The 20121-nt window shown below is 58.5% G+C and carries 20 protein-coding genes; 4 read left to right on the top strand and 16 right to left on the bottom strand.

Features of this window, described 5'->3' with window-relative positions:
* From FKP33_RS09940 to FKP33_RS09975, 8 genes are all read right to left on the bottom strand, one after another.
* Nucleotides 1-601: DNA-deoxyinosine glycosylase (locus tag FKP33_RS09940; protein ID WP_258313427.1), on the bottom strand; the 601-nt coding region annotated here is incomplete at its 3' end.
* Nucleotides 602-665: 64 nt separating this feature from the next.
* Nucleotides 666-1568, bottom strand: coding sequence for a DMT family transporter (locus tag FKP33_RS09945; protein WP_141334810.1), 903 nt, complete (start codon nucleotides 1566-1568; stop codon nucleotides 666-668).
* Nucleotides 1569-1784: 216 nt separating this feature from the next.
* Nucleotides 1785-3002: a class I SAM-dependent methyltransferase gene (locus FKP33_RS09950; RefSeq protein ID WP_141334812.1), complete on the bottom strand. Its 1218-nt coding sequence runs from the start codon at nucleotides 3000-3002 to the stop codon at nucleotides 1785-1787.
* A gap of 267 nt (nucleotides 3003-3269) precedes the next feature.
* Nucleotides 3270-4043 carry a sporulation protein gene (locus tag FKP33_RS09955; RefSeq protein WP_127605108.1) on the bottom strand — a complete coding sequence of 258 codons (774 nt, stop codon included), beginning with the start codon at nucleotides 4041-4043 and terminating at the stop codon, nucleotides 3270-3272.
* Nucleotides 4044-4139: 96 nt separating this feature from the next.
* Nucleotides 4140-4838: a serine/threonine protein kinase gene (locus FKP33_RS09960; protein WP_373423860.1), complete on the bottom strand. Its 699-nt coding sequence runs from the start codon at nucleotides 4836-4838 to the stop codon at nucleotides 4140-4142.
* 294 nt (nucleotides 4839-5132) lie between these two features.
* Nucleotides 5133-5402 carry a hypothetical protein gene (locus FKP33_RS09965; RefSeq protein ID WP_054798306.1) on the bottom strand — a complete coding sequence of 90 codons (270 nt, stop codon included), beginning with the start codon at nucleotides 5400-5402 and terminating at the stop codon, nucleotides 5133-5135.
* Between the two features lie 82 nt (nucleotides 5403-5484).
* Nucleotides 5485-6531, bottom strand: a complete 1047-nt coding sequence (locus FKP33_RS09970; protein ID WP_127605110.1) for a flavin-containing monooxygenase — start codon at nucleotides 6529-6531, stop codon at nucleotides 5485-5487.
* Between the two features lie 28 nt (nucleotides 6532-6559).
* Entirely contained in the window at nucleotides 6560-7732 is a 1173-nt protein-coding gene (locus FKP33_RS09975) for a cation diffusion facilitator family transporter (protein WP_127605112.1), read from the bottom strand.
* A 209-nt stretch (nucleotides 7733-7941) separates the two neighbouring features.
* On the opposite strand from FKP33_RS09975, the gene FKP33_RS09980 reads away from it, so the two are divergent.
* Complete coding sequence (locus FKP33_RS09980; protein ID WP_054798307.1) at nucleotides 7942-8298, top strand: DUF3889 domain-containing protein; 357 nt, start codon at nucleotides 7942-7944, stop codon at nucleotides 8296-8298.
* 87 nt (nucleotides 8299-8385) lie between these two features.
* On the opposite strand, the gene FKP33_RS09985 is transcribed toward FKP33_RS09980, so the two are convergent.
* The gene (locus FKP33_RS09985; RefSeq protein WP_141334814.1) at nucleotides 8386-9231 is read right to left on the bottom strand and encodes a DUF72 domain-containing protein; all 846 of its coding nucleotides are present in this window, start codon (nucleotides 9229-9231) and stop codon (nucleotides 8386-8388) included.
* A gap of 182 nt (nucleotides 9232-9413) precedes the next feature.
* On the opposite strand from FKP33_RS09985, the gene FKP33_RS09990 reads away from it, so the two are divergent.
* Nucleotides 9414-10277, top strand: coding sequence for an EcsC family protein (locus FKP33_RS09990; protein ID WP_141334816.1), 864 nt, complete (start codon nucleotides 9414-9416; stop codon nucleotides 10275-10277).
* A gap of 191 nt (nucleotides 10278-10468) precedes the next feature.
* Here the strand turns inward: FKP33_RS09990 and FKP33_RS09995 are convergent, their stop codons facing one another.
* Nucleotides 10469-11824 (bottom strand): DUF2252 domain-containing protein, encoded by a 1356-nt coding sequence (locus FKP33_RS09995; protein ID WP_141334818.1) that lies wholly within the window; start codon nucleotides 11822-11824, stop codon nucleotides 10469-10471.
* A 173-nt stretch (nucleotides 11825-11997) separates the two neighbouring features.
* Complete coding sequence (locus tag FKP33_RS10000) at nucleotides 11998-12405, bottom strand: 6TM ABC transporter family protein (protein ID WP_141334820.1); 408 nt, start codon at nucleotides 12403-12405, stop codon at nucleotides 11998-12000.
* A gap of 277 nt (nucleotides 12406-12682) precedes the next feature.
* Here FKP33_RS10000 and FKP33_RS10005 point away from each other — a divergent pair, with 277 nt between their 5' ends.
* Nucleotides 12683-14356 carry a glutamine--tRNA ligase/YqeY domain fusion protein gene (locus tag FKP33_RS10005; protein WP_127605120.1) on the top strand — a complete coding sequence of 558 codons (1674 nt, stop codon included), beginning with the start codon at nucleotides 12683-12685 and terminating at the stop codon, nucleotides 14354-14356.
* 119 nt (nucleotides 14357-14475) lie between these two features.
* Nucleotides 14476-14967, top strand: a complete 492-nt coding sequence (locus FKP33_RS10010) for a DinB family protein (RefSeq protein WP_127605122.1) — start codon at nucleotides 14476-14478, stop codon at nucleotides 14965-14967.
* Nucleotides 14968-15164: 197 nt separating this feature from the next.
* On the opposite strand, the gene FKP33_RS10020 is transcribed toward FKP33_RS10010, so the two are convergent.
* The 5 genes from FKP33_RS10020 to FKP33_RS10035 all read right to left on the bottom strand — a co-directional run bounded on the left by FKP33_RS10020 (nucleotide 15165) and on the right by FKP33_RS10035 (nucleotide 19907).
* Nucleotides 15165-16430 (bottom strand): MFS transporter, encoded by a 1266-nt coding sequence (locus FKP33_RS10020; RefSeq protein WP_127605126.1) that lies wholly within the window; start codon nucleotides 16428-16430, stop codon nucleotides 15165-15167.
* Nucleotides 16431-16551: 121 nt separating this feature from the next.
* Entirely contained in the window at nucleotides 16552-17061 is a 510-nt protein-coding gene (locus tag FKP33_RS10025) for an SRPBCC family protein (protein WP_127605128.1), read from the bottom strand.
* Between the two features lie 156 nt (nucleotides 17062-17217).
* A complete protein-coding gene (locus FKP33_RS10030) occupies nucleotides 17218-17808 on the bottom strand; it encodes a TVP38/TMEM64 family protein (protein WP_141334822.1) in 591 nt (196 codons plus the stop codon).
* Nucleotides 17809-17870: 62 nt separating this feature from the next.
* Complete coding sequence (locus tag FKP33_RS27075; RefSeq protein WP_181410105.1) at nucleotides 17871-18023, bottom strand: hypothetical protein; 153 nt, start codon at nucleotides 18021-18023, stop codon at nucleotides 17871-17873.
* Nucleotides 18024-18152: 129 nt separating this feature from the next.
* The gene (locus FKP33_RS10035) at nucleotides 18153-19907 is read right to left on the bottom strand and encodes an ABC transporter ATP-binding protein (protein WP_141334824.1); all 1755 of its coding nucleotides are present in this window, start codon (nucleotides 19905-19907) and stop codon (nucleotides 18153-18155) included.
* Nucleotides 19908-20121: the final 214 nt, after the last annotated feature.

Below are 20121 nucleotides of genomic sequence, written 5' to 3' on the forward strand. Positions count from 1 at the left end.
CGAAGCTCATCGCCCGGGCCGGGCTGGACGACGGCAGCGTCCGGTACGTCCTGCCGTCGCCGGCCGGCAGCTTTGGGCGGACATGCCGCCGGAACAGCTCGGCCGCCGCGCTGCCGTTAAAAAACACATGCCGGATGCGCGGATGCATCCCGAACATCGCGGCGAAATCGTTCGCTTCCGGCCGGCGGATCGCCGCGTCCAGACTGCCCTCGCGCTCGCAGGTGCGCAGCACGTCCCACAGCGCCACGCCGCGCGATAGCGCGAACTGTACGCGCGCTTTATAGTCCGCATCCGGCTCACCGCCGTCCAGCAGCGCATACAAGAGCCGCCAAAAATGATTGCGCGGATGCCCGTAATACTGGCCTGCCAGCAGCGAAGCTTCGCCAGGCATCGAGCCAAGGATCAGGAGACTCGACGCGTCGTCGGCGAAGGGCGCCAGCCCGGTAAGGCGGGGGCTCCCCAACTGGGCATGCGTCCGGTCCATGGCTCCGGGCTCGTCCCCGGCGGGGCCTTGCCGCGGCTGCCCGCTCCCGGCTTCGCCGCGTGCCGGTGACAGTTTCCCGATCCCGCTCTCCGCTTCGCCGTCTCCGCAATCCTTCACCCGAATCCCCTCCTTCCATCGGACTTTCATCCGAGCTTCAACGGAGTTTCAACCGGCATCAAGCCTATCGTCCATCCGATGCTTCCAGCCCACCCGCTTGACGCACTTTAGCCGGCCGCATCGGTAAGTTCAGCACCAGCAGCCCGACTACAAAAATCGCAGCGCCGCCCAATATGTACTCCGTAATCGGCTCCCGAAAAAATAAATACGACCATAAGATCGAAAACAATACGCCGCAATTGCTAATGATGACGGCTACCGGGAAAGAGACTACGCGGAGCGCCTGCGAGAACCAGTAAAAGCTGAGGCCCGTAATAACCCCGAGCAAGGCCAGAGCCAAGATGGGGTACAAGCCGACCGGGCCCGTTAAGGATGCCTGGAACGGAAGCGGAAGCGCCATCAGCAGCGAGCACCAGAGAAACACCGAGAAGTTCATGTTGCCCGCATCCATCTCCTTGATCAGCATCCGCTGGCTTAATACGTGAAACGCCGTTCCCAAGCCCGAAATCGCGTAAAGCACCGTCGTCCACGCCCCTCCCTGCAGCAGAAGCGCGAGCGGCAGCCCGTTCCAGCTGATCAGGAGCACTCCGGCAATACACAGAAGCGCTGCCGCCCAAGCCCGGACCGTCAGTTTCTCTTTTAGCCAAACGGCGGAAACGACCAGCAGAATGATGGTTTGTATCGGCGTCACCAAAATATTTCCGTAAGAATACCCGATAGATAACGCGATATTTTCAAAAAAATAATTGCAGCACTTCCCCGCCGCCCCCAGCCAAATCCACTTCATATCGAAACGAATTTTGATTGGATGCCTTTTGATCCACAGAAATCCGCCCAGGAACACAACGCCCAACGCGAACCGCATGAACGTAATCGTCATGCTATCCAGCATCATCGAGGCCGTCTTTACCAGTATACCGACGAAGCTCCACGACAGCGTCGCAAGCAGCAGCAGCACGTATCCCACGCCATAGCACCTCTTCCCACTTTAAGCAACAGCCTCATTGTAGCATATTTACGTCGGTCACCCCGCTGCTTTTCTTCGCCCGCCGCAATAAAAAGGAGCCGCCAAGGCTCCGGCCAACCGTATGAAATTCCCCTGCATGCGGAGCGCTCGCTATTCGCTGCAAACTTTGGATGTGTAACCGCAAAGTCGACGAATAAGATCCCCTCGCCTGCTTGCCTACAAAGCTCCGTCTTGTCCGGAATTTATAGTCAACGCAGGCAGCTCCGACGCCAAAGCGCGCTCCAAATACGGATCGGCATGCAGAAAATCCCGAAAACCGGCATACTCCGCCGCCAGCTTTGCCCCTTCGTCCGGCGAGAGCGCGGCGGCGTTCTTGACGGCGCGGATGAGCAAATTTTTGGGCGTGTGCTCCAGATCGATGAACTCCAGCAGCTGCGTCTTATAACCGGCCAGCTCCAGCAGCTTGGCGCGCATCGCATCGGTCGCCAGCGCAGCGAAACGCTCCTTCAGTATGCCGTGCTGCAGCAGCGGCGCGAGAGCCTCGCTCTTGACTTGACGGAACAGCTCGTGCTGGCAGCAGGGTACCGACAAAATAACGGACGCTCCCCAGCGGACCGCCTTGTCGAGCGCGGCATCGGTCGCCGTATCGCACGCATGCAGCGTAACGACCATATCGACTTGACGCAGCTCGTCATATTGGGCGATATCGCCCACCAGGAAGCGGAGCCGGTCGAAGCCGAGCTTGTCCGCCAATGCGCCGCAGAACGCGATTACATCCTCTTTCAGATCCAGGCCGACGATGCGCAAATCCATTCCCCGCATCTCGTGCAGGAAGTGGTACAGCGCGAACGTCAAATACGATTTGCCGCAGCCGAAATCGATGATGTTCAAGGTTCGTCCTTGCGGCAGATGAGGCAGCACGTCGGCGATCATCTCGAGAAACCGGTTGATCTGCCGGAACTTGTCGTATTTCTTGGCCAGCACCTTGCCTTCGGCGTTCATAATGCCGAGCTCCACGAGAAACGGGATCTGCGTTCCCTCTTCGAGCACGTAGTTTTTCTTGCGATTATGCTCCGGCGGCCTTGCCGTATCGGCCTTCTTGGTCGGCGGCTTGCGCAGCACGGCCAGCTTGCCCTTCTTGCTGAGCAGCGCCTGATAATCCGCCTCGACCGCTTGCAGCAGCCCTTGCCTGAAGTCGTCCGTCAGCCACTGGACGAGCTTGCCGGTCGTTTCCGCCGGGGATACGTTCTCGTGCTTCACCTTCGGCCCGAAGAAGGCGCTGAACTGGTAATGCAGCTCCCCCTTCAGCATGACGGGCTTCACCGTCACCTTCGAGCAGCCGTCCGGCTCGTTGCGGCGGGGCTGGCTCAATGTCGCTTGAATTAGCGTGTTTTCTCTGACCAGACGGTCAACAATCTCATAAAGCTCCTGCATAGGCTGTCGTTATCTCCATTTCCGGATGTTCGTCGTTACTCATTATACCCCGGATGCCCTTCCTTCGAAAACTTCACGGTACAACAGTCCCCTCGTCAGCTTATTTCGTTGCCTGCTGGTGAGTCTGCCGTATGCAAACCCTGACATTCAAATTCCGGTCGGAGGCATCCCGTCCCTCTTGCAAAAAGTCCGCCTGCTTCCGCAGACGGACTTGTTTCGCGGCCTGCCTGCCTTCATGCAGGCGGGTCGGTTAAGTTTCGGTGTCCCCTAGCTGTATCGAGAGATCAATTCTTTCAATTTAGACGCGACCGTTTGCGCACCGTAACGCAGCTCGCTGCCCGGAATCGTCAAGCGGACGAAGCTCTCATCCAGCCCCAGCTCTTCGGCAAACATGCCGCGTAAGCCTCTTGCCCGGCGGTCGATTTGGAGGAACAGCTCCAAGTCGCCGCCTTTCGGGAAGAAGAGCACCTCCAGCTCATCAAGCTTCCCGCGGAAATGCGTCGTCGGCACGAATTCGAACTCCTGCACGAACGGCAGTCTTCCGCCGAGGCGCGGCGCATATTCGTTCTCCACCTCGCGCAAGCGGAAGCCGAGTACATCCAGCGCGTCCAGTACCGTTTGCATCTCCTGGCTCGGCGTCACTTGAATATAATCGCGGTCGGTCGGGTTGACAGCCATCTCGATATCCAATCCGGTTTCGACCCATACCGGCGCGTTGCGCAGCGTAACCGGGGTTTGCTCCGGCAAGCGGAAGCTGAACGGAATTTCTTTGCGCTCATCCGGCCGCAGCAGGAACGCGTCCGTCAGCAGAAACTTGCCGATTTCGGCTTCCCGTGTAACTTTATGGTCGTTTTCCTCTTTGACGTAGCTTGTTTTGATATACAAATAAATACGGTCGACCTGCTGCTCCGTGCTCCCGCCCTGTACGCGAACGACCCCGCTGATTGCACCGCCCACACTCACCTGCGACGAATCCAGTTCCGTATCCACCTTGGCGGATCCAATTCCTACGCTTGCCAGCATTTTCTTAAAAAAAGACATCGAGCAAAGCCTCCTCATCGTATATATCGAACGGCTGCCGCATGGACTGCCGATGGCCAACCTTAAACGTTCATACGAGCCACCCAAAAGTTGGTTTCACCCTTTGCGGCAGACTGTGCGCTTACACTTTTTCCAGACGCGGTATCCTTTGCGAACCGAATTCAACAAAAAATCGGGAAACTCCACACGCCGCACCCAAGGAAAATAAAAGCGATAGTAGGCGCGCTTCAGATCGTCCCACATCTCGCACGGCTCTTCTTTCAAAAAATCCGAAACGTCGACCACTTTCCCCCGGCCGTCCTGCTGCATCACATTTTTCCCATGTACATCGTGGGGATTCAGCCCTTGCTTGCGCGCATATTTCAACGCTTCGTCGATATCCTCGATCACTTGTCTTGGAATCGGGATCCCCCGGCGCATGCAGTTATACAAGGTGATGCCCGTCAACCGGCGCAGCACCAGATACCCGGCCCCCGCATGCAGGCATTCCGAGTACGCCGGATGCCGGCCCAGCCGCCGGTACACTTCCGCTTCCTCTTCCAGCCCCGGACGCCCCGGCGCATATACTTTCACTACCCAATCGGGCCAAGCCGGATGCAGCAGCACAGCCGCGTAATTACCGACGCCAAGCGTCCGCCAAGGTCCGGGCACCTCATACACGGTGACCGGTTCATGCTCCCGCTCGCTCGCAATGCGCAGCCCGGGGAGCAGCTCCTGCTCAATGCACTCGATCAAGGCCGCATGCTGCATCCGGTTGTCCTGTTCTCCCGCACGTATGCGTTTGCCCTCCTTCATAAGCGTACGCGTCTTCCTTTCCCGCCAATCCGCCTGGCGCCGTTACACGAATATCGTTCCTGCTCATTGTATCATACGTGCGAAATCGGCGGCAGTATGAAATCGGTGTATGGCCCATCGGTTAACGCCCAAGCCCCTTTGTCGAACAAGGTTGTAAGCGCAACCAACATTTCGGAGGGGGCCTCGCGATAAGACCAAAGACCGTTGGTTCGCCTTGTCCTGACAAAAAGCCGCCGCGGCGCAAAGCCGCGGCGGCGGTCTCTTGGTCGATGTCGGCGACGGTACGCCGAAGCCTCAGGATTGCGAAGGCTTCACGCTTTGGAGCGCCGCTTGGTCCTCTGCGAGCGACTCTTGCGCCAGCTGCATCGGCTGCTCTGCGTGCTCATGGCCGACGGCTTGCGCAATGGAGCGCTGCGCTTTGTCGACAGCCGTCTCGGCCTGCTCGATCATCTGCGCGGTCGGATGGGACTGGGCTTGCGTGACGGCATGGTGAGCTTTCTCCACTGAATTTTGCGCTTGGGAAATCGGATTTTGCGATTGTAAGCTGGAATCGTATCTGGACATCTCACACGCCTCCTTTCCACATTAATCGCTGTTAATGTGGGACAATTGGCGGTGTTTTATGCGAGCTATGGAACAATCTGCGCTAGATGCATATGCGTTCCACGACAAATTCCGCATCTTCTCCCACCCCGCCCACCAGTGCGGAGCCGCGGGAATGCTGCCAGGGCAGCCCGACATAGTACAGTCCCGGATGGGCGCCGATCCCTCGCTTATGTACCGGAAGCCCCTGCGCATCCACGGCACCCGGGATGAGGATCCAGGCGAAGTCCGGCCGAAAGCCCGTCGCCCAGACCACGTTCGCCGCGCGCTGCTCCGATCCGTCCTCGAACCGGATGATGTCGCCTTCGGCGCTGACGGTTCGAGGCATTAAGCGCACGTTCCCTCGCTTGAGACAGCGGGCAAGCTCTCGGCCGAATATGGGATCCTTCCGCTTCCGAAGCCAGTTCCCGATCCTCGAGTCCCGCGGTGCTCCCAGAATGCCGAGGGCGTCCATCCAGCCGAATACGCTTCGGCCGAGCACATCAAGCGGTATAAACTTGAGCGCGTGCGCCGCAGAGAATGCGACTTCTCGTCCGGATGCTGCGAGCTCCACGGCAATTTGGGCCCCGGAGTTGCCTCCGCCGACAACCAGCGCCGGCCCGGGCTGCAGCTGCTCCGGACGCCGGTAGACGCTGGAATGCAGCTGCACAACCGAGGCGGACAGTCCGCCCGCCAGCGGCGGCACGGCAGGTCGTTGAAAGGGCCCCGTCGCCACAACCACCTGATTGGCGGTAATTATGCCTTGATCGGTACGGATCTGATAGCGGGCGCCGGCGGTCTCAAGCGCTTGTACGGAGGTGCCAAGCTGAACCGGAAGGTCGAAGTCCGTCACATACGCCTGCAAATAATCGGCGATCTCGTCCTTCGAAGGGTAACCGTTCGGGTCCCCCTCCAAGCTTCGTCCCGGCAGGGCGCTGTACCATCGCGGCGTAAACAGCACGAGCGAATCATACCGATGCCGCCACGCATCGCCGACCGCTTCGTTACGATCGATGCAAAGGAACGATATACCCCTTTTTTTCAAATAATAGGCAACTGCAAGTCCAGCTTGACCTGCTCCAATGACAGCCACATCCACCGACTTATTCATGCATGACCGCTCCTTCTTCTACGCTGCGTTATACCTTCAACTCTTCGTGTCGAATGGTCGAGTTTTCAATCTGAATCGTCGCATGCCCGATGCCGAACCGCTGCTCAATGAGTTGTATGGCCTGCTGCAGAATATGCTGGCCGTCCGCCTGATCCTCGACGACCATATGGCAGCTCAACGAATCGAGCCCAGAAGTAATCGTCCAGACGTGCAGGTCATGGACGTCGATAACGCCGGCAATGCCTTGCAGCGTCTGCTGAACGTCCGGCAAACGGATCCGCGAGGGCGTACCCTCCATCAAGATGTGCACCGTTTGGTTGATGACGCCCCAGGCGCCTTTCAAAATGAGCAGCGCGACGACAACGCTGATGATCGGATCGGCCGCGTACCAGCCGAACGCCCACATCACGAGCCCGGCGACGATCGCTCCGACCGACCCGAGCGCATCGCCGAGAATGTGCAGATAGGCGCTGCGCAAGTTCACATTCTCGTGCACGTTTCCCTTGCGCATCAGCGCCAGGGCGCTTAGTAAATTGGCGAGGAGGCCGATCGCGGCGATGCCCATCATCGTGCCGCTGGCGACCTGGGGCGGATCGAGGAGGCGTTCGTACGCTTCCCACATAATAATGCCGGCAATGACGAACAAGGTTACCCCGTTGAACAGCGCCGCCAAAATTTCAAAGCGATAAAAGCCGAATGTCTTCGCCGGGGAAGCCGGCTTGGCCGCGAAGCCGATAGCGATCAAGCTTAAGACAAGCGAGCTCGCGTCGCTCAACATATGCCCCGAATCGGACAATAGCGCCAAGCTGCCCGTCCACAAGCCGCCGAAAAACTCCAGCAGCATAATGCCCGCCGTAATTATCAGCGCGATGGTCAACCCTTGCTTATTGCCTTCGCGCCCGTGGTCATGGTGGCCGCCGATACCGTGGTGGTGACCGTGGTGATGGCCGCCGCCGTGGGCATGCCCGTGAGCGTGACTTTTCTCGTGCCGATGGTCGTGATTGTGTGCGTGATCGTTGTTGTGTTCATGCTTGTGTTCATGGTTGTGTTCGTGATCCTGATCGTGTTTACACGCTTGATCGTTTGTATGATGGCCTTCCGGATCGTGACGGTGTTTCCCGTTAGCGTCTTCCTCCTGCCGGCACGCGTCGTTCGTTTTGCCGCTCGTCCCTCCGGACCGAGGAGAATGCTCATTGCCCATAAGATCAGCCTCCCTTGCTCCGTAGCTTCTGGTCACAGCATATGCAGAATCATTACCACTACATATGAGCATGTATTCATATATTATGATAAGAGGATATGGCTTCCCTGTCAAGATATACCTTCACATCCACGCTTGCAAAGAAGTATCCAGCTCCTCGCGCATGGATTCGGATCAAGTATTAAAAAATAGAAGTGGAGGTGCATCCTATGAAATCTACCCGTCTGTCCCTGCTGGCTTTGCTCATGGCCGCTATCCTTGTTCCGGAGCGGGCCGAGGCGACCCGCATACTTGAACCTTTCTTGCCGTCGTCCGTATCCGTAAGCCAGGAGCCGTCCTATGCGAAGTGGAGCCGCTTGGCCGTTCAGGAGGCTCAGAAGCGGCAATATCGCGTACTCGATTACCGGTACATCGGCCTCAAAGAACTGTCGCCTTACGCCGCGGAGCAGCAATTCAAACTGTGGGTGCAACAAAACGAAGAGCCGTTCTCCCTCTACGTCACCGTTCGCTACAACCCGAAAAGCGACAAGCTCATTCGGATCTCCACCAAAGAATCGCATCCTTAAGACGGCGGCATGCCCAATAGCCTGGCCATGGGCCAGGTTATTGGGCGTCTATGGAAGTCGCTCGCTCATTGACATGCACGGGCACACCTAAAACAAATCGAGCTGGCGCGGCGCAAGCGGCTCGGTCGGCATGCCGAGCAGCCGCATCAACTCCAACGCATTATGCGCGGCGTCTCCGCCGGAATTGTTGTTGAAGATGACGCAAATTTCCTTCGTCTGCTGCTGCAGACCGGTCAGATGCGCCTTCCACTCAAGCAGCTCGGACTCGCTGTAACGGTACAAATACCGCACTTCCCGCCAGTTTGGACCGCCGCCCTGATTCCAGTTGGCCGCGTTCCGGCCGTGCATCCGAACGATCGTCAGCGCGTCGTCGGTCGGCTGCAGCACCGTCGGGATGGACCCCACGCCGGCTTGAGGCTCGTCGCAAATACTATGGACCCAGCCTTCCTTCTTCATGAAGGCAAGCGTCTTCTCGCGCATGTCCGCCGTAAACCAGCTTTGATGGCGGAACTCCAGCGCCAGCGGGAGATCGCCCATCAGTCTTTTCGCTTGCCGGAGCAGCTCTACGTTCGTTCGCGTACAATCAAACCACGGGGGATACTGGAACATCACGCAGGTCAGCTTACCCGCTTCGACCACCGGTCTTATCGATTCGCAGAAGGCGCGGAACATCGATGCCGCGTCCGGGTAAGGGATGCTGCCCCTCGCGTGTCCCGTCATTCCTTGATACGCCTTGATAACGAACGTGAAGTCGGGAGGCGTATCACCGACCCAGCGCGCAAACTGGTCCGGCGATTGAACCGCATAGAACGAGCTGTCCACTTCGACGGTCCGGAAATAGCGGCTGTATACTTTTAGCTTATCCCGCGCTGCGGCGCCCTGTTCGTACAGCACGTCATGGTCGCCCCAGCCTGCAAGTCCGATTCGTATCATCGTTTCGCTCCTTTCCAAGGGCCCGCCCTCCGGTAACGGGACCGCCGTAATTAGCCGAATTCATCCGTCGCGTCATAACTTCTTCCTGCTCATATCGACGCTTGGGACCGATTCCATGTTCAGCGCATCCGGCTCCGCGCTATTTCGTAGTACTCTAGTAAGCAAAGGAGTGTGTATGTATCATGACGACCGATCCGATCCAGCCCTACCCGCATACCCCGGAATCCCGAGAAGCGCTGCTCGCCATGCTGAACGATATCGAGACTTGGGAGAAGAGCCAGAAAGACCTGTGGTTTTGGGAAAAAATCGGGCGCTTGCCCTTTCAGCTGCTCGACCGCTTAACGCCCCAAGCCATCCAGAAGAAACTGGCCCAGGCGATGGACGAAGTCGGCAGCTACGTGCAGAGCGGAGGCCGGTATCTCGTGTCGGAGAGCGGGGTTCTGAGCCGGCTTCAGGAAGAGCTTGCAGCATCCGATGAGGCTCGCGGAGAGGCGAAGGAAGCGCCGCTCACGCTCGCGGACGTTCCCGGCCTGCCGCTTGCGGTCATGAACCGCGCCGCGGCGAGCCTCACGCACAACCGCATAAAGCTGGCGACCGCGCAGGGCGCGACTACCGGCTTCGGCGGCCTGTTCACGCTTGCCATCGATATTCCCGCCATCCTCGGGCTGTCGCTCAAGACCATCCAGGAAGTAGCCATGGTATACGGCTATGATCCGAAGGAGAAACCGGAGCGCGTTTTCGTCATCAAATGCTTGCAGTTCGCTTCCGCCGACATCGTCGGCAAAAAAGCGGTGCTCGAGGAGCTTGCCGACTACGGCAACGAAAGCCGCAAGCCCGAATCGCTCTCGCAGCTGCAGGGCTGGCGCGAGGTGGTCGCCGCCTACCGTGACAACTTCGGCTGGAAGAAGCTGTTCCAGCTCGTTCCGATCGCGGGCATGCTGTTCGGCGCGGTGCTCAACCGCAGCACCCTGCAGGACGTCGCAGAGGCGGCCACGATGCTGTACCGCAAGCGGCGCATACTGGAAAGGCTGCGGCAGCAACAATAACGATGATCTAGGACCGTCCGGACACCTGCCCGCGGACGGTCCTTCTCCGGTTGCGCAGCGGCCCCGCTGAAGGGCGGCAGAAGGCTCATGGATACTTTCAAATCGCGTACAGCCGTTCCGCTATGACCACGCGTCATCGTCCCTCCACTTGTGCGGCTTACATCATCCCCCCGCCCTCGCCCCGCACCGCCTTACTCCTGCGCGGCATACACCGCCGTCCGCTCCTGCGCCCATTCCGCGAACAAGCGATAATCGGCTTCCACTTGATGCGCGTAAGCCATCGACCAGTCGGCCGCATAATCGCAGAACGCCTCCACATCGTTCCCGATCGCAGCCGCGATCTCGTCCTCGCTGTGATAACGCATCAGCCCATGGTCCACATCCGCGTCCGCCCGGGCGTGCAGCTTCGCGGTGATCCGCCCCATGCAGTCCAGCACATCGAACAGCTCGTCGGCGTTAACCAGCTTCTCAGCCTTCAGCTTCTTCTTATACGGCGATCGCTCGCGCGCGTAGAAGTGCCTGTCGTTCATCGTCATATACCCGAGGAACGGATCGGCTTCATGGTGCATCGCCTGCTGCGTCATCGTCACCCGCTTGCCCTGATGGCCGAAATAAGCCCAGAACGCCTCATGATACGGCAGAAAATAAGCCGGGACCGGTGTGCGCACTTCCTTCACCTCGATGACGTGATCGTCTGGAGCATGCTCGCCGCCTTCCCCTTCGATCAACACGTAGTACCGGTCGAGCCCGATGGAAGCTGTCCCGGAGCCATGCTTAAGCGCCACATCCTTGATCGCGTAGTAGCCATCCGGCCGCTTGGCTTGCTCGCTGAGCGTCTGCAGGTAGCCGGGCCAAGCCGACTCCAGCATCCGGCGCTCCTCCGCGGTCGGAGCCACAAGCTCCGCGGATTTCGTGAAGCGGCGGGCGGAACGCGTCAATGTCGTAATGCCCTCCAGAAATTGCGAGGCCGCCCGCTTTTCCGACTTTTTCAACAGCTTGCGAATCGGGCCATGCGTATGCTCCTTATCGAAAACGAGCGTACGCGGATCTTCCTTCCGTTTGGCAAACTGCCGAATCTGCTTGTCGTATGCGCCTGCATAACGGACAATCGCTTCGTGCTCCTCTGCGGGCGTCAACCCCTTCATCCGGCATACGAGCGAGATGCTCACGGACATCCGCAATATATCGTACAGGTACGAGCCCAGGTACCCTTCGTCAAAATCGTTCACATCGTAAACAAACCGGCCGTGCTCGCTGCGGAATACGCCGAAATTTTCAAAATGCAGGTCGCCTTGTATCCATGTCGGACGATCGGCGGGCGTATGATAAGGGAACCACTCCCGGGTCGTATCGAAATAAAACAGGTAAGCGCTGCCGCGAAAAAAAGAAAAGGCGCTGCCCGCCATTTTGGCGTACTTTTGCCGGCGCCCCGCTTCTCCTATTTGCATCAACTGTCCGTCAAATTCGTCGAATACCCGCTGCAGCATATCTTTGCGCAGCCGCCCGTGCGTCTCTTGAACGCGAGCGATCAATCGTTCAATCGTCATGAATAGGCTCCCCTCCGTTTCAGGCTATCGTAGCCGATGCTTCATCCTGGTGTCAATGCAATGCGGCAATGCCGTCTCATGCTCGCAACCCCCGGATCCACGCATCCAGCCCCTGACCGGCGGCTTCCCGCCCACACCTACGAAACCGCCGGTGCTCCCGGCGGTTTCTGGCCTTACATAGCAGACCACAGATTCCGAATTGCTTCTTCAATCGTATCCGTCAGGCGGTTGACGCTGTTGGTCAGCCGCTTCAGCTCGTCGCCTGCCGAAGCCAGTACGCCGGTTTGCTCGCGCAGTGCCCCTGTTTGCTCCTGCACGGCACGGCCGACGCCGTCCATGCTCCCGGCCACCGCCCACAGGGCGGCGACGACCCCTGCGATCCCCAGCAAAGCGACAAGCAGCCACAGCCAGCCATGCCGGTACCACGGCTTCCGGTAGGTTTGGCTGCGGATCGGAAGCGGGGCGTACGGGTGCGACGGTCGTCTCGTCTCGTGAAAATAGGTTGAATCCGGATGCCTCTCATATTCGAATGGCAGGTCTTCCTTGCCGGGCTGCCCGTTCGGTGTTTTATTCATAGTCAAGCGAATCCCTCCTCGGTAATAGCGTTCGCAACGGTACGGGAGTGTTAAACCGTTCGCAGGCCTCCTCCGTTTTTCAGGGGATGTGATGGAAAATTCAGGATTTTCTTTTTCCGTTTCACAAACCACGATTAGCCGGTACTCTTCATTTACCGCGTTGATTTTCATAGAAACCGGTTTCATCCGGATTCATACGGAAAAACATTATAATTGCCGCCGATTTTGTGTATTATAAGTAGTAATAGTTTTGGCATTTTTTCAGAGAAAGGTTGATACCACCGTGGAGACTACGAAACCGGCATCTGCTTCATCCACTAATTTCATTAAACAAATTGTGGCCGACGACCTGAAAACGGGGAAAGTCAGCGAAGTCGTCACCCGCTTCCCGCCGGAGCCTAACGGCTACCTGCATATCGGTCACGCCAAGTCGATCTGTTTGAACTTCGAGCTGGCCGACGAATTCGGCGGTCGGACGCATTTGCGTTTTGACGATACGAACCCGTTGAAGGAAGACACCGAGTATGTCGAATCGATCAAGGAAGATGTGAAATGGCTCGGCTTTGATTGGGAGAAGCTGTTTTTTGCTTCCGACTTTTTCGAGGAAATGTACGACCGGGCGGTACTGCTCATCAAGAAGGGCAAAGCCTATGTCTGCGATCTGACGGCGGATCAAATCCGGGAAACGCGCGGAACGCTGACCGAGCCCGGCCAAGAAAGCCCGTTCCGCAACCGCAGCGTGGAAGAAAACCTCGACCTGTTCCAGCGGATGCGCAGCGGGGAGTTCCCGAACGGCCAGAAGGTGCTGCGCGCCAAGATCGATATGTCCTCCCCGAACATCAATATGCGCGACCCGGTGCTGTACCGCATCTCCCATGCGCAGCATCATAATACCGGCGACAAGTGGTGCATTTATCCGATGTACGATTATGCTCACCCGCTGGAGGATGCGATCGAAGGCGTCACACATTCCATCTGTACGCTTGAGTTTGCCGACCACCGGCCTTTATACGATTGGGTCATCCGTGAATGCGAAATGGAGTGCGTCCCGCAGCAATACGAGTTCGGCCGCCTGAACATTACGAATACGGTCATGAGCAAAAGAAAGCTGAAGCTCCTCGTCGACGAGAAGGTTGTGGACGGCTGGGACGATCCCCGGATGCCGACGATCTCCGGCTTGCGCCGCAAAGGATACACGCCGGAAGCGATTCGCGAATTTTGCCGCGAGATCGGCGTCGTGAAGAGCAACAGCACCGTTGACGAGAAGATGCTCGAGCATTTCATCCGCGAGGACTTGAAGCTGAAGGCTCCCCGTACCATGGCTGTGCTGAACCCGCTGAAGGTGGTCATCACCAACTACCCGGAAGGGCAGACGGAAATGCTGGAGGCGGAAATTAACTCGGAGAACGAAGCGATGGGCGTTCGCCATATTCCGTTCTCGCGTGAAATTTATATCGAGCAGGACGATTTTATGGAGGAACCGGTGAAAGGCTACCATCGCCTGTTCCCGGGAAATGAAGTGCGCCTGAAGCACGCTTATTTCATCAAATGCGAGGAAGTCGTGAAGGATGCGGCGGGCCATGTGATCGAGCTGCGCTGTACGTACGATCCGGCAACGAAAAGCGGCAGCGGCTTTACCGGCCGCAAAGTGAAGGGCACGATTCATTGGGTCGAGGCCACGCAAGCGCGCCCGGCCGAATTCCGCCTGTACGAGCCGCTTATTTCCGATGCAACGGCCGGGGAAAGCGACGACTTCCTAAGCAACCTGAACCCGAACTCGCTGGAGACGGTGCACGGATTCGTGGAAGACAACATGAAGGATGCGAAGGCCCATGACAAGTTTCAATTTTTCCGCCACGGTTACTTCAATGTCGATTCGAAGCACTCGGACGCAAACAAGCTCGTGTTCAACCGGATCGTCTCGCTGAAAAGTTCCTTCGATGTGAAGGGCAAATAATTTTTAACAAAACTTAATGCGTTGTTCCCCTTTCTGCGAAAGGGTTCCGGGCGTTCTTATGGAAGGTAAACAAGCAGGGATCTTCACCAATCATTCCATGAAACGGGAGAGTGGATTGCATGTTTATTCAGAGCATTTCCGCCTTTGAACAAGAATGGAAGCACGAGAGCGCCTCAACCTTGAAAATATTCCGTGCGCTGACGGACGCCTCGCTTGCACAGGAAGTAGCTCCGGGACACCGCAAGCTCGGTGAACTCGCCTGGCACATCGTGACGACGCTCCAGGAGATGATGTCGAGAACCGGCCTGAAGTTCGAATCACCGGACGAACACACGCCCCAGCCTTCGTCCGCCCAGGCGATCGCCGACGCTTACGAGCGGGCGAGCCAAGCGCTGCTTGAAGCGGTGCTCGGGCAATGGACAGACGCCTCGCTGCAGGAGCAGGTCAATCTGTACGGCGAACCGTGGCCGAACGGGGTGACGCTGCACATTCTCGTCAACCACGAGGTGCATCACCGCGCGCAGATGACCGTCCTGATGCGTCAAGCCGGCTTGAAGGTGCCAGGCGTTTACGGGCCTGCGAAGGAAGAATGGCAGCCGGCTGCGCAGTAAGCCGTGCTTCCGGGTAAGGAAAACTTGCAAATCACCAAAAAAACCAGCGCCGTTCCTCGGGAATCGGCGCTGGTTTTTTTGGTGAGTCAACGGCAGTACACCGCACGCGTCGCAAGAAAGCGGCGGGCATGGGCTTTCGCCCTTGCAAGCGGTGCCGTCCCGACGCAGCCGAGACACGGCCCGCTGCGCCGTCCTTCTCAGGAGACGCCCGCATCTCCGGGCCGCCGCCGGCGCATGCGGTTCGCTTCGCGAACCGCCAGCCATCCGGCTAAAGCCAGCGACAGCACGCCGTACCACAGCACCATCTGCCGCAGCCCGATCGTGTCGAGCAGCAGGCCGGTGCTGAGCAGCACGGCTTGAAACATGACGCGGTCGAGCATACTGCGGAACGAGAAGAAGCGGCCGTGGTACGCTTGGGGGACGTCCCGTTGAAACAACGTCGCAGCCGCAGGAAAGAAGCCGCCCACCGCGAAGCCGAATACACCGAAAGCGAGCAGCGACCACAGCTTCACATGCGCGAATACAAGCAGCAGCTCGGCTCCGGCGACGAACAGCGCGAACAGGAACAACCGGCTAAGAAGCGAACCTTTCCGGGCGAAGCGTTTCACCAGAAAGCCGGTGAGAATGATGCTGGTGCCTTCAACGGCGTACAGCCAGCTTTTGACCCCGGGATCGTGCTGCAGCTCGCTGATATTGATGACCATCAGGTTGAAGCCGCCGATAAACACCGTCGGGATGATCGTCAGCAGCAGCACCGTCAAGACCGTCGGCTGCGTGCGCAGCAGCGGTACGATCGCTTTAAAACCGCGCTCGGCCGGACCTTCCGCCCGTTCGTCCATGGCTTCAGCCTCCCGCTTCCCTGGACCCGCCGGAATCCCGTACTCCGCCGCTGCCGGCGTGTCCCGCTCGCGCACCTGCAGGAAGAAGGTAGAGACGAGCAGCAGCGCATATGCGGCCATCGCCAGCATGTACAGTCCATACAACGACATGACCGACAGCAGAAGTCCTGCCAGTGTCGTGCCCAGAATACGCGCCAGTGTGCCGGCATTCATATGCACGCCGTTCAGCGCCAGCAGATCCCGATCCGTCACGATCAGCGGAATAACGGACTGCAGCGCGGGGAAATAAAACGCCGCCGAGGCCTGCAGCGACACGAAGAACACGACCATCCAGCCGATCGAATCCTGCTGCAGGGCGATGAACATGAAGCAGACGCTGAGCATGCGGCCTGCACTTGCGTACAGCAGCACCCGTTTCTTCGAGACGGTATCGATCACCCGACCGGCCAGAGGGCCGAACGCGACGCCCGCCAGCAGCCCTGCAATCAAGATCAACGATTTCACAAAATCCGAAGGCACCCGCTGCTGCATAAACTCGAGATTGGCAATAATCGACATCCATAAGCCGAGTCCTGCGATAAATTCCCCTGTGAGCACGATCCATACGTTCCGGTTTCTCCACATGATATGTTCATCCGCCCTTCCATGACTGCCCGACCGCAAGTCTGTACGTCCTAGGGTACCATAAACTCCGCTCCGCAAAAAAGCCCCGACCCGCCGTTTACGCCAGGTAGGGACTTCCTTGTCAAAAGGGACGCTTTGAAGAACGCTTCATGTCGCTATGAATTTTCTCTGTCGCCACGACCTGCTCCTCCGCCAGCCGCTTCACGACGGCATTGCGCTCTGCTAATAAGCGGCGCATGTACCGCTCCAGAAACCATGCGTCCGCCAACCAACCGAGCGGGCCGCAAGGCGACGTATAGTCGAACGTATCCGTCATCCGCGTCCCCTCCGCCTCGGGCATAAACGTATGCTCGTGGTAAAATCGCGCAAACGCCCCCTTCACCATCTCGTCGACGAACCGGTGCGGCTTGTCCATCTCTGTAATCTTAGCCGTCAATTGCTGACGCACGCCGAAGTGGACGGCCTCCCACGTCACGGTTTCGCCGAGCTCGATCAAACCGCTCGTCCTCCCGCCGATTGCCCGTTCTTGCGACCCCGACATAGACAGCATATGAACGTCGATGCTGCGGGCCAAATCGAAGCAAAGCTCCGGTGGGGCTTCGATAAACAATTCCATCCGAATGACCGGCATTCCCCTTGCCACCTCTTTTCCTTTCTTACCCGGCGTAAGGCGGAAGCCTGAAGGCGGCGATCCAGACGCACACCCGGCCCTCGTCTCCCCCGCGCCGGCTCGCGATAACGAAACGCCCTCCTCCTGACCGATCGGCCGACGGAAGAGGGCGCTTGCTCATTTCATATATTTAGACTCGACTTTTTTGCCAAGCAGCCACATGAGACCGAACACGCCCAAAATAAGCGCGATTTTCCAAGGCTGCTTAAGAACGTCGGCCAAGTCGTTGCCCGCCAGCGAAACCAGAAAAATCATGACCCCTTTACCTAAAGCGGTCGCCGTGAAGAACGTATGGAATGGCATCCGCGATAACGCCGACACGACGGTGACGACAGCCGACGGCGTAAACGGGAAACAGGCAAGCAAGAACACCGAGCAAAAGCCGTGCTTCTCCAGCCAATGAATCAACTGGCCCGTTCTCGGCAGCTTCCGTTCCAACAGCCCGCGCAGCCGGCCTCCGAACGTCCGCACGACAGCAAATACACAGGACGCTCCGCCTACAACCCCAATCCACGAAAGCAGCACCCCTTCGCCCAATCCGTAAGCGTTGACATTGGCAATCAAGATCGCGACGAGCGGCAGCACCGGGAAAAACGACTCGACAAGCGGCGCCAGGATGCCCGGAATCGGACCGAGCGCCTCGTACTGCTTCAACCACCCCTGAATATCTTCCCATGTCAGCGCGGATATCGCTTGCGTCCACTCCATGCCCGTTACACGACCACCTTCTGCTTGTACTACTTTACAATATAGCCGAAATTCGCGCCGAATCAAAGAGGCGGGATGTTGCCCGGAGAGGGCGTCACGTCAGGGTCAGCCGCCGGATCAACTCGGTCCAGGCGGTCTTCCGGCTTATGAGAGTACGCCTGCCGTAAACCGCCGTTCGCCGCCCCGAATACAGGCTTGGCACGAATGCCGCGCACGGAGCGACTGCTCTGCCGCGTGAATCAGAGCTTCTCCGCGCTGAAGGCGAAGCCGCATGCGGTAGCGCCTGCCATGGGCGGTCCGGACACGCCTTCAGCATGCGCCAGACTCCCTTCCCGGGCACCCGCTCAGCTCGGCCGGTCCTGCAAACGCAGCTGCTGCGAAGCGAATTCGCGGTACAGCGGGTGCGAGGCGAACAGCTCGTCGTGCGTCCCGACGCCGGTGACCGTCCCCTTCTCGACAAAAACGATTCGATCGGCGTCAATGACCGTAGACAGCCGATGCGCGATCACGAGCGTCGTTCGGCCCCGCATCAAATTGTGCAACGCCTGCTGCACCACGATCTCCGACTTGCTGTCGAGGCTCGACGTCGCTTCGTCGAGCATCAAAATTTGCGGGTCGCGCAGCAGCGCGCGAGCGATCGCGATACGCTGGCGCTGGCCCCCCGACAGCTTGAGGCCGCGCTCCCCGACCTCCGTCTCGTAGCCGCCGGGCAGCTGGCCGATAAACTCGTCGGCATACGCCATCTGCGCTGCCCGGTCGAGCTCCTCCGGCGTCACTTCCCGATCCAGCCCGTAGCTTATATTCTCGCGAATCGTTCCCTCCACAAGCGGACTCTCTTGCGAGACGTACCCGATCCGGCTGCGCCACGAAGGCAGCGCGTACCGATCGATCGGAACCTCGCCCAGCTTAATCGTCCCCCCAGTCGGGCTGTAGAATCGCTCCAGCAGCGAGAACAGCGTCGTCTTGCCGCTCCCGCTCGGACCTACGATGGCTGTAACCTTGCCTGGCTCCGCCGTGAACGTCACCTGTTTAAGCACAGCTTCGCCGCCCTTGTAAGCGAATGACACGCCTTCCAGCACGATCGGCAGGTCGGCTCTTTCAAGCGGAAGCCCCAAGACGGACTCCTCTTCCGCCTCAAGCGTCTCGATGATGCGTTCGGTCGCCCCTTTCGCCTTCTGGAACTGTGTGAAAAACTGCGTAATCTGCGTCGTAGGCAGCACGATTTGGAACAAATACAGCAGGAAGGCCACCAGCGCTCCCGCCGTCAGCGCGCCGGACGATACCCGAAGGCCGCCGTAACCGATGATCAGCACGAACATCAGCATCATGACAAAGGACATGACCGGCGCGATCCCGGCCTGCACCTTACCTTCGCGGATGCCGTAACGGAGCAGCTTCAATATGCCGCTGCTCCCGTTCTCAAACTCCCGCGTTTCCGCGTTAGAGGCTTTCACCAAGCGAATTTCCGACAGCACACGGGTCAGTACGGACGTGAAATCGGCCGTCTCATCCTGCAGCCCTTTGGAAATTTTGTACATTTGCCGGCCCAGCGGCACCAGGACGGCGGAAGCGAGCGGAAGCGCGATGAGCAGGAGCAGCGTCATTTTCCAATCCAGATAGAACAGCATCACGAGCGAGCCGACAATGGAGATGATGCCCGTGAAAAAGTTGGCCGAGTGCTCGGTGATCAGCCCCTTCAATACCCCGGTGTCGTTGGTCATGCGGCTGATCGTTTCGCCCGTCTGGTGTTCGTCGTAGTAGGAAACAGGCAGCTTGAGCAGCTTCTGCCACAACCGGTGCCGCAGATTGGAGACGATTTGCTGGCCGATCCGGCTGAGCAAATACGTGGAAATGCCGGCTGTAACCGCCTGCGCGATGAAAGCGAGACCGATGCCGGCCATTTGCACGGCATTCAGGTTCGCGAGCGAGAAGTTATCGACTACATGCTTCGTCAGCAGGGGAATCACGAGTCCCGAGAGCGTCGTGACGAGATTGAGCGAAAGCGCCAGCGCGAGCAGCGTCTTGGACGGCTTCGTCTGTAGAATAAGCCGGACGAACGGTTTCCAGCCGGCTGTCGATGGAGAGGTTTCTTGTGTCATATAAAGGAAATTCCTCCTTCAGATCGGGTGCTGAATGGTGCGGCGCTCTTAGTTCGCCCGATGCTTCCAGTGTACCAGTGCGGCGTGAACGATATATGAACAAGGCGTGCCGTCTGTCCGGCAATCGGCAGCAGACTGTGCGCGGGCGCGGGTGGGTAAATGCTACTCCCCAGCATGCCATACTCGCGGTCGAAACACAAAACTCACGAACGTG

Origin of the sequence: Paenibacillus sp. tmac-D7 (genome assembly GCF_006519665.1) — a bacterium.
Lineage (GTDB): Bacteria > Bacillota > Bacilli > Paenibacillales > NBRC-103111 > Paenibacillus_G > Paenibacillus_G validus.

Coding starts and splice junctions, on each gene's coding strand:
- FKP33_RS09985 (WP_141334814.1), bottom strand. CDS start 9,231: ATGATACGAATCGGACTTGCAGGCTGGGGCGACCATGACGTGCTGTAC.
- FKP33_RS10030 (WP_141334822.1), bottom strand. CDS start 17,808: ATGGAGTGGACGCAAGCGATATCCGCGCTGACATGGGAAGATATTCAG.
- FKP33_RS09990 (WP_141334816.1), top strand. CDS start 9,414: ATGACGACCGATCCGATCCAGCCCTACCCGCATACCCCGGAATCCCGA.
- FKP33_RS09970 (WP_127605110.1), bottom strand. CDS start 6,531: ATGAATAAGTCGGTGGATGTGGCTGTCATTGGAGCAGGTCAAGCTGGA.
- FKP33_RS09950 (WP_141334812.1), bottom strand. CDS start 3,002: ATGCAGGAGCTTTATGAGATTGTTGACCGTCTGGTCAGAGAAAACACG.
- FKP33_RS09995 (WP_141334818.1), bottom strand. CDS start 11,824: ATGACGATTGAACGATTGATCGCTCGCGTTCAAGAGACGCACGGGCGG.
- FKP33_RS09975 (WP_127605112.1), bottom strand. CDS start 7,732: ATGGGCAATGAGCATTCTCCTCGGTCCGGAGGGACGAGCGGCAAAACG.
- FKP33_RS10035 (WP_141334824.1), bottom strand. CDS start 19,907: ATGACACAAGAAACCTCTCCATCGACAGCCGGCTGGAAACCGTTCGTC.
- FKP33_RS09980 (WP_054798307.1), top strand. CDS start 7,942: ATGAAATCTACCCGTCTGTCCCTGCTGGCTTTGCTCATGGCCGCTATC.
- FKP33_RS09960 (WP_373423860.1), bottom strand. CDS start 4,838: ATGAAGGAGGGCAAACGCATACGTGCGGGAGAACAGGACAACCGGATG.
- FKP33_RS10010 (WP_127605122.1), top strand. CDS start 14,476: ATGTTTATTCAGAGCATTTCCGCCTTTGAACAAGAATGGAAGCACGAG.
- FKP33_RS09965 (WP_054798306.1), bottom strand. CDS start 5,402: ATGTCCAGATACGATTCCAGCTTACAATCGCAAAATCCGATTTCCCAA.
- FKP33_RS09955 (WP_127605108.1), bottom strand. CDS start 4,043: ATGTCTTTTTTTAAGAAAATGCTGGCAAGCGTAGGAATTGGATCCGCC.
- FKP33_RS10025 (WP_127605128.1), bottom strand. CDS start 17,061: ATGCCGGTCATTCGGATGGAATTGTTTATCGAAGCCCCACCGGAGCTT.
- FKP33_RS10020 (WP_127605126.1), bottom strand. CDS start 16,430: ATGTGGAGAAACCGGAACGTATGGATCGTGCTCACAGGGGAATTTATC.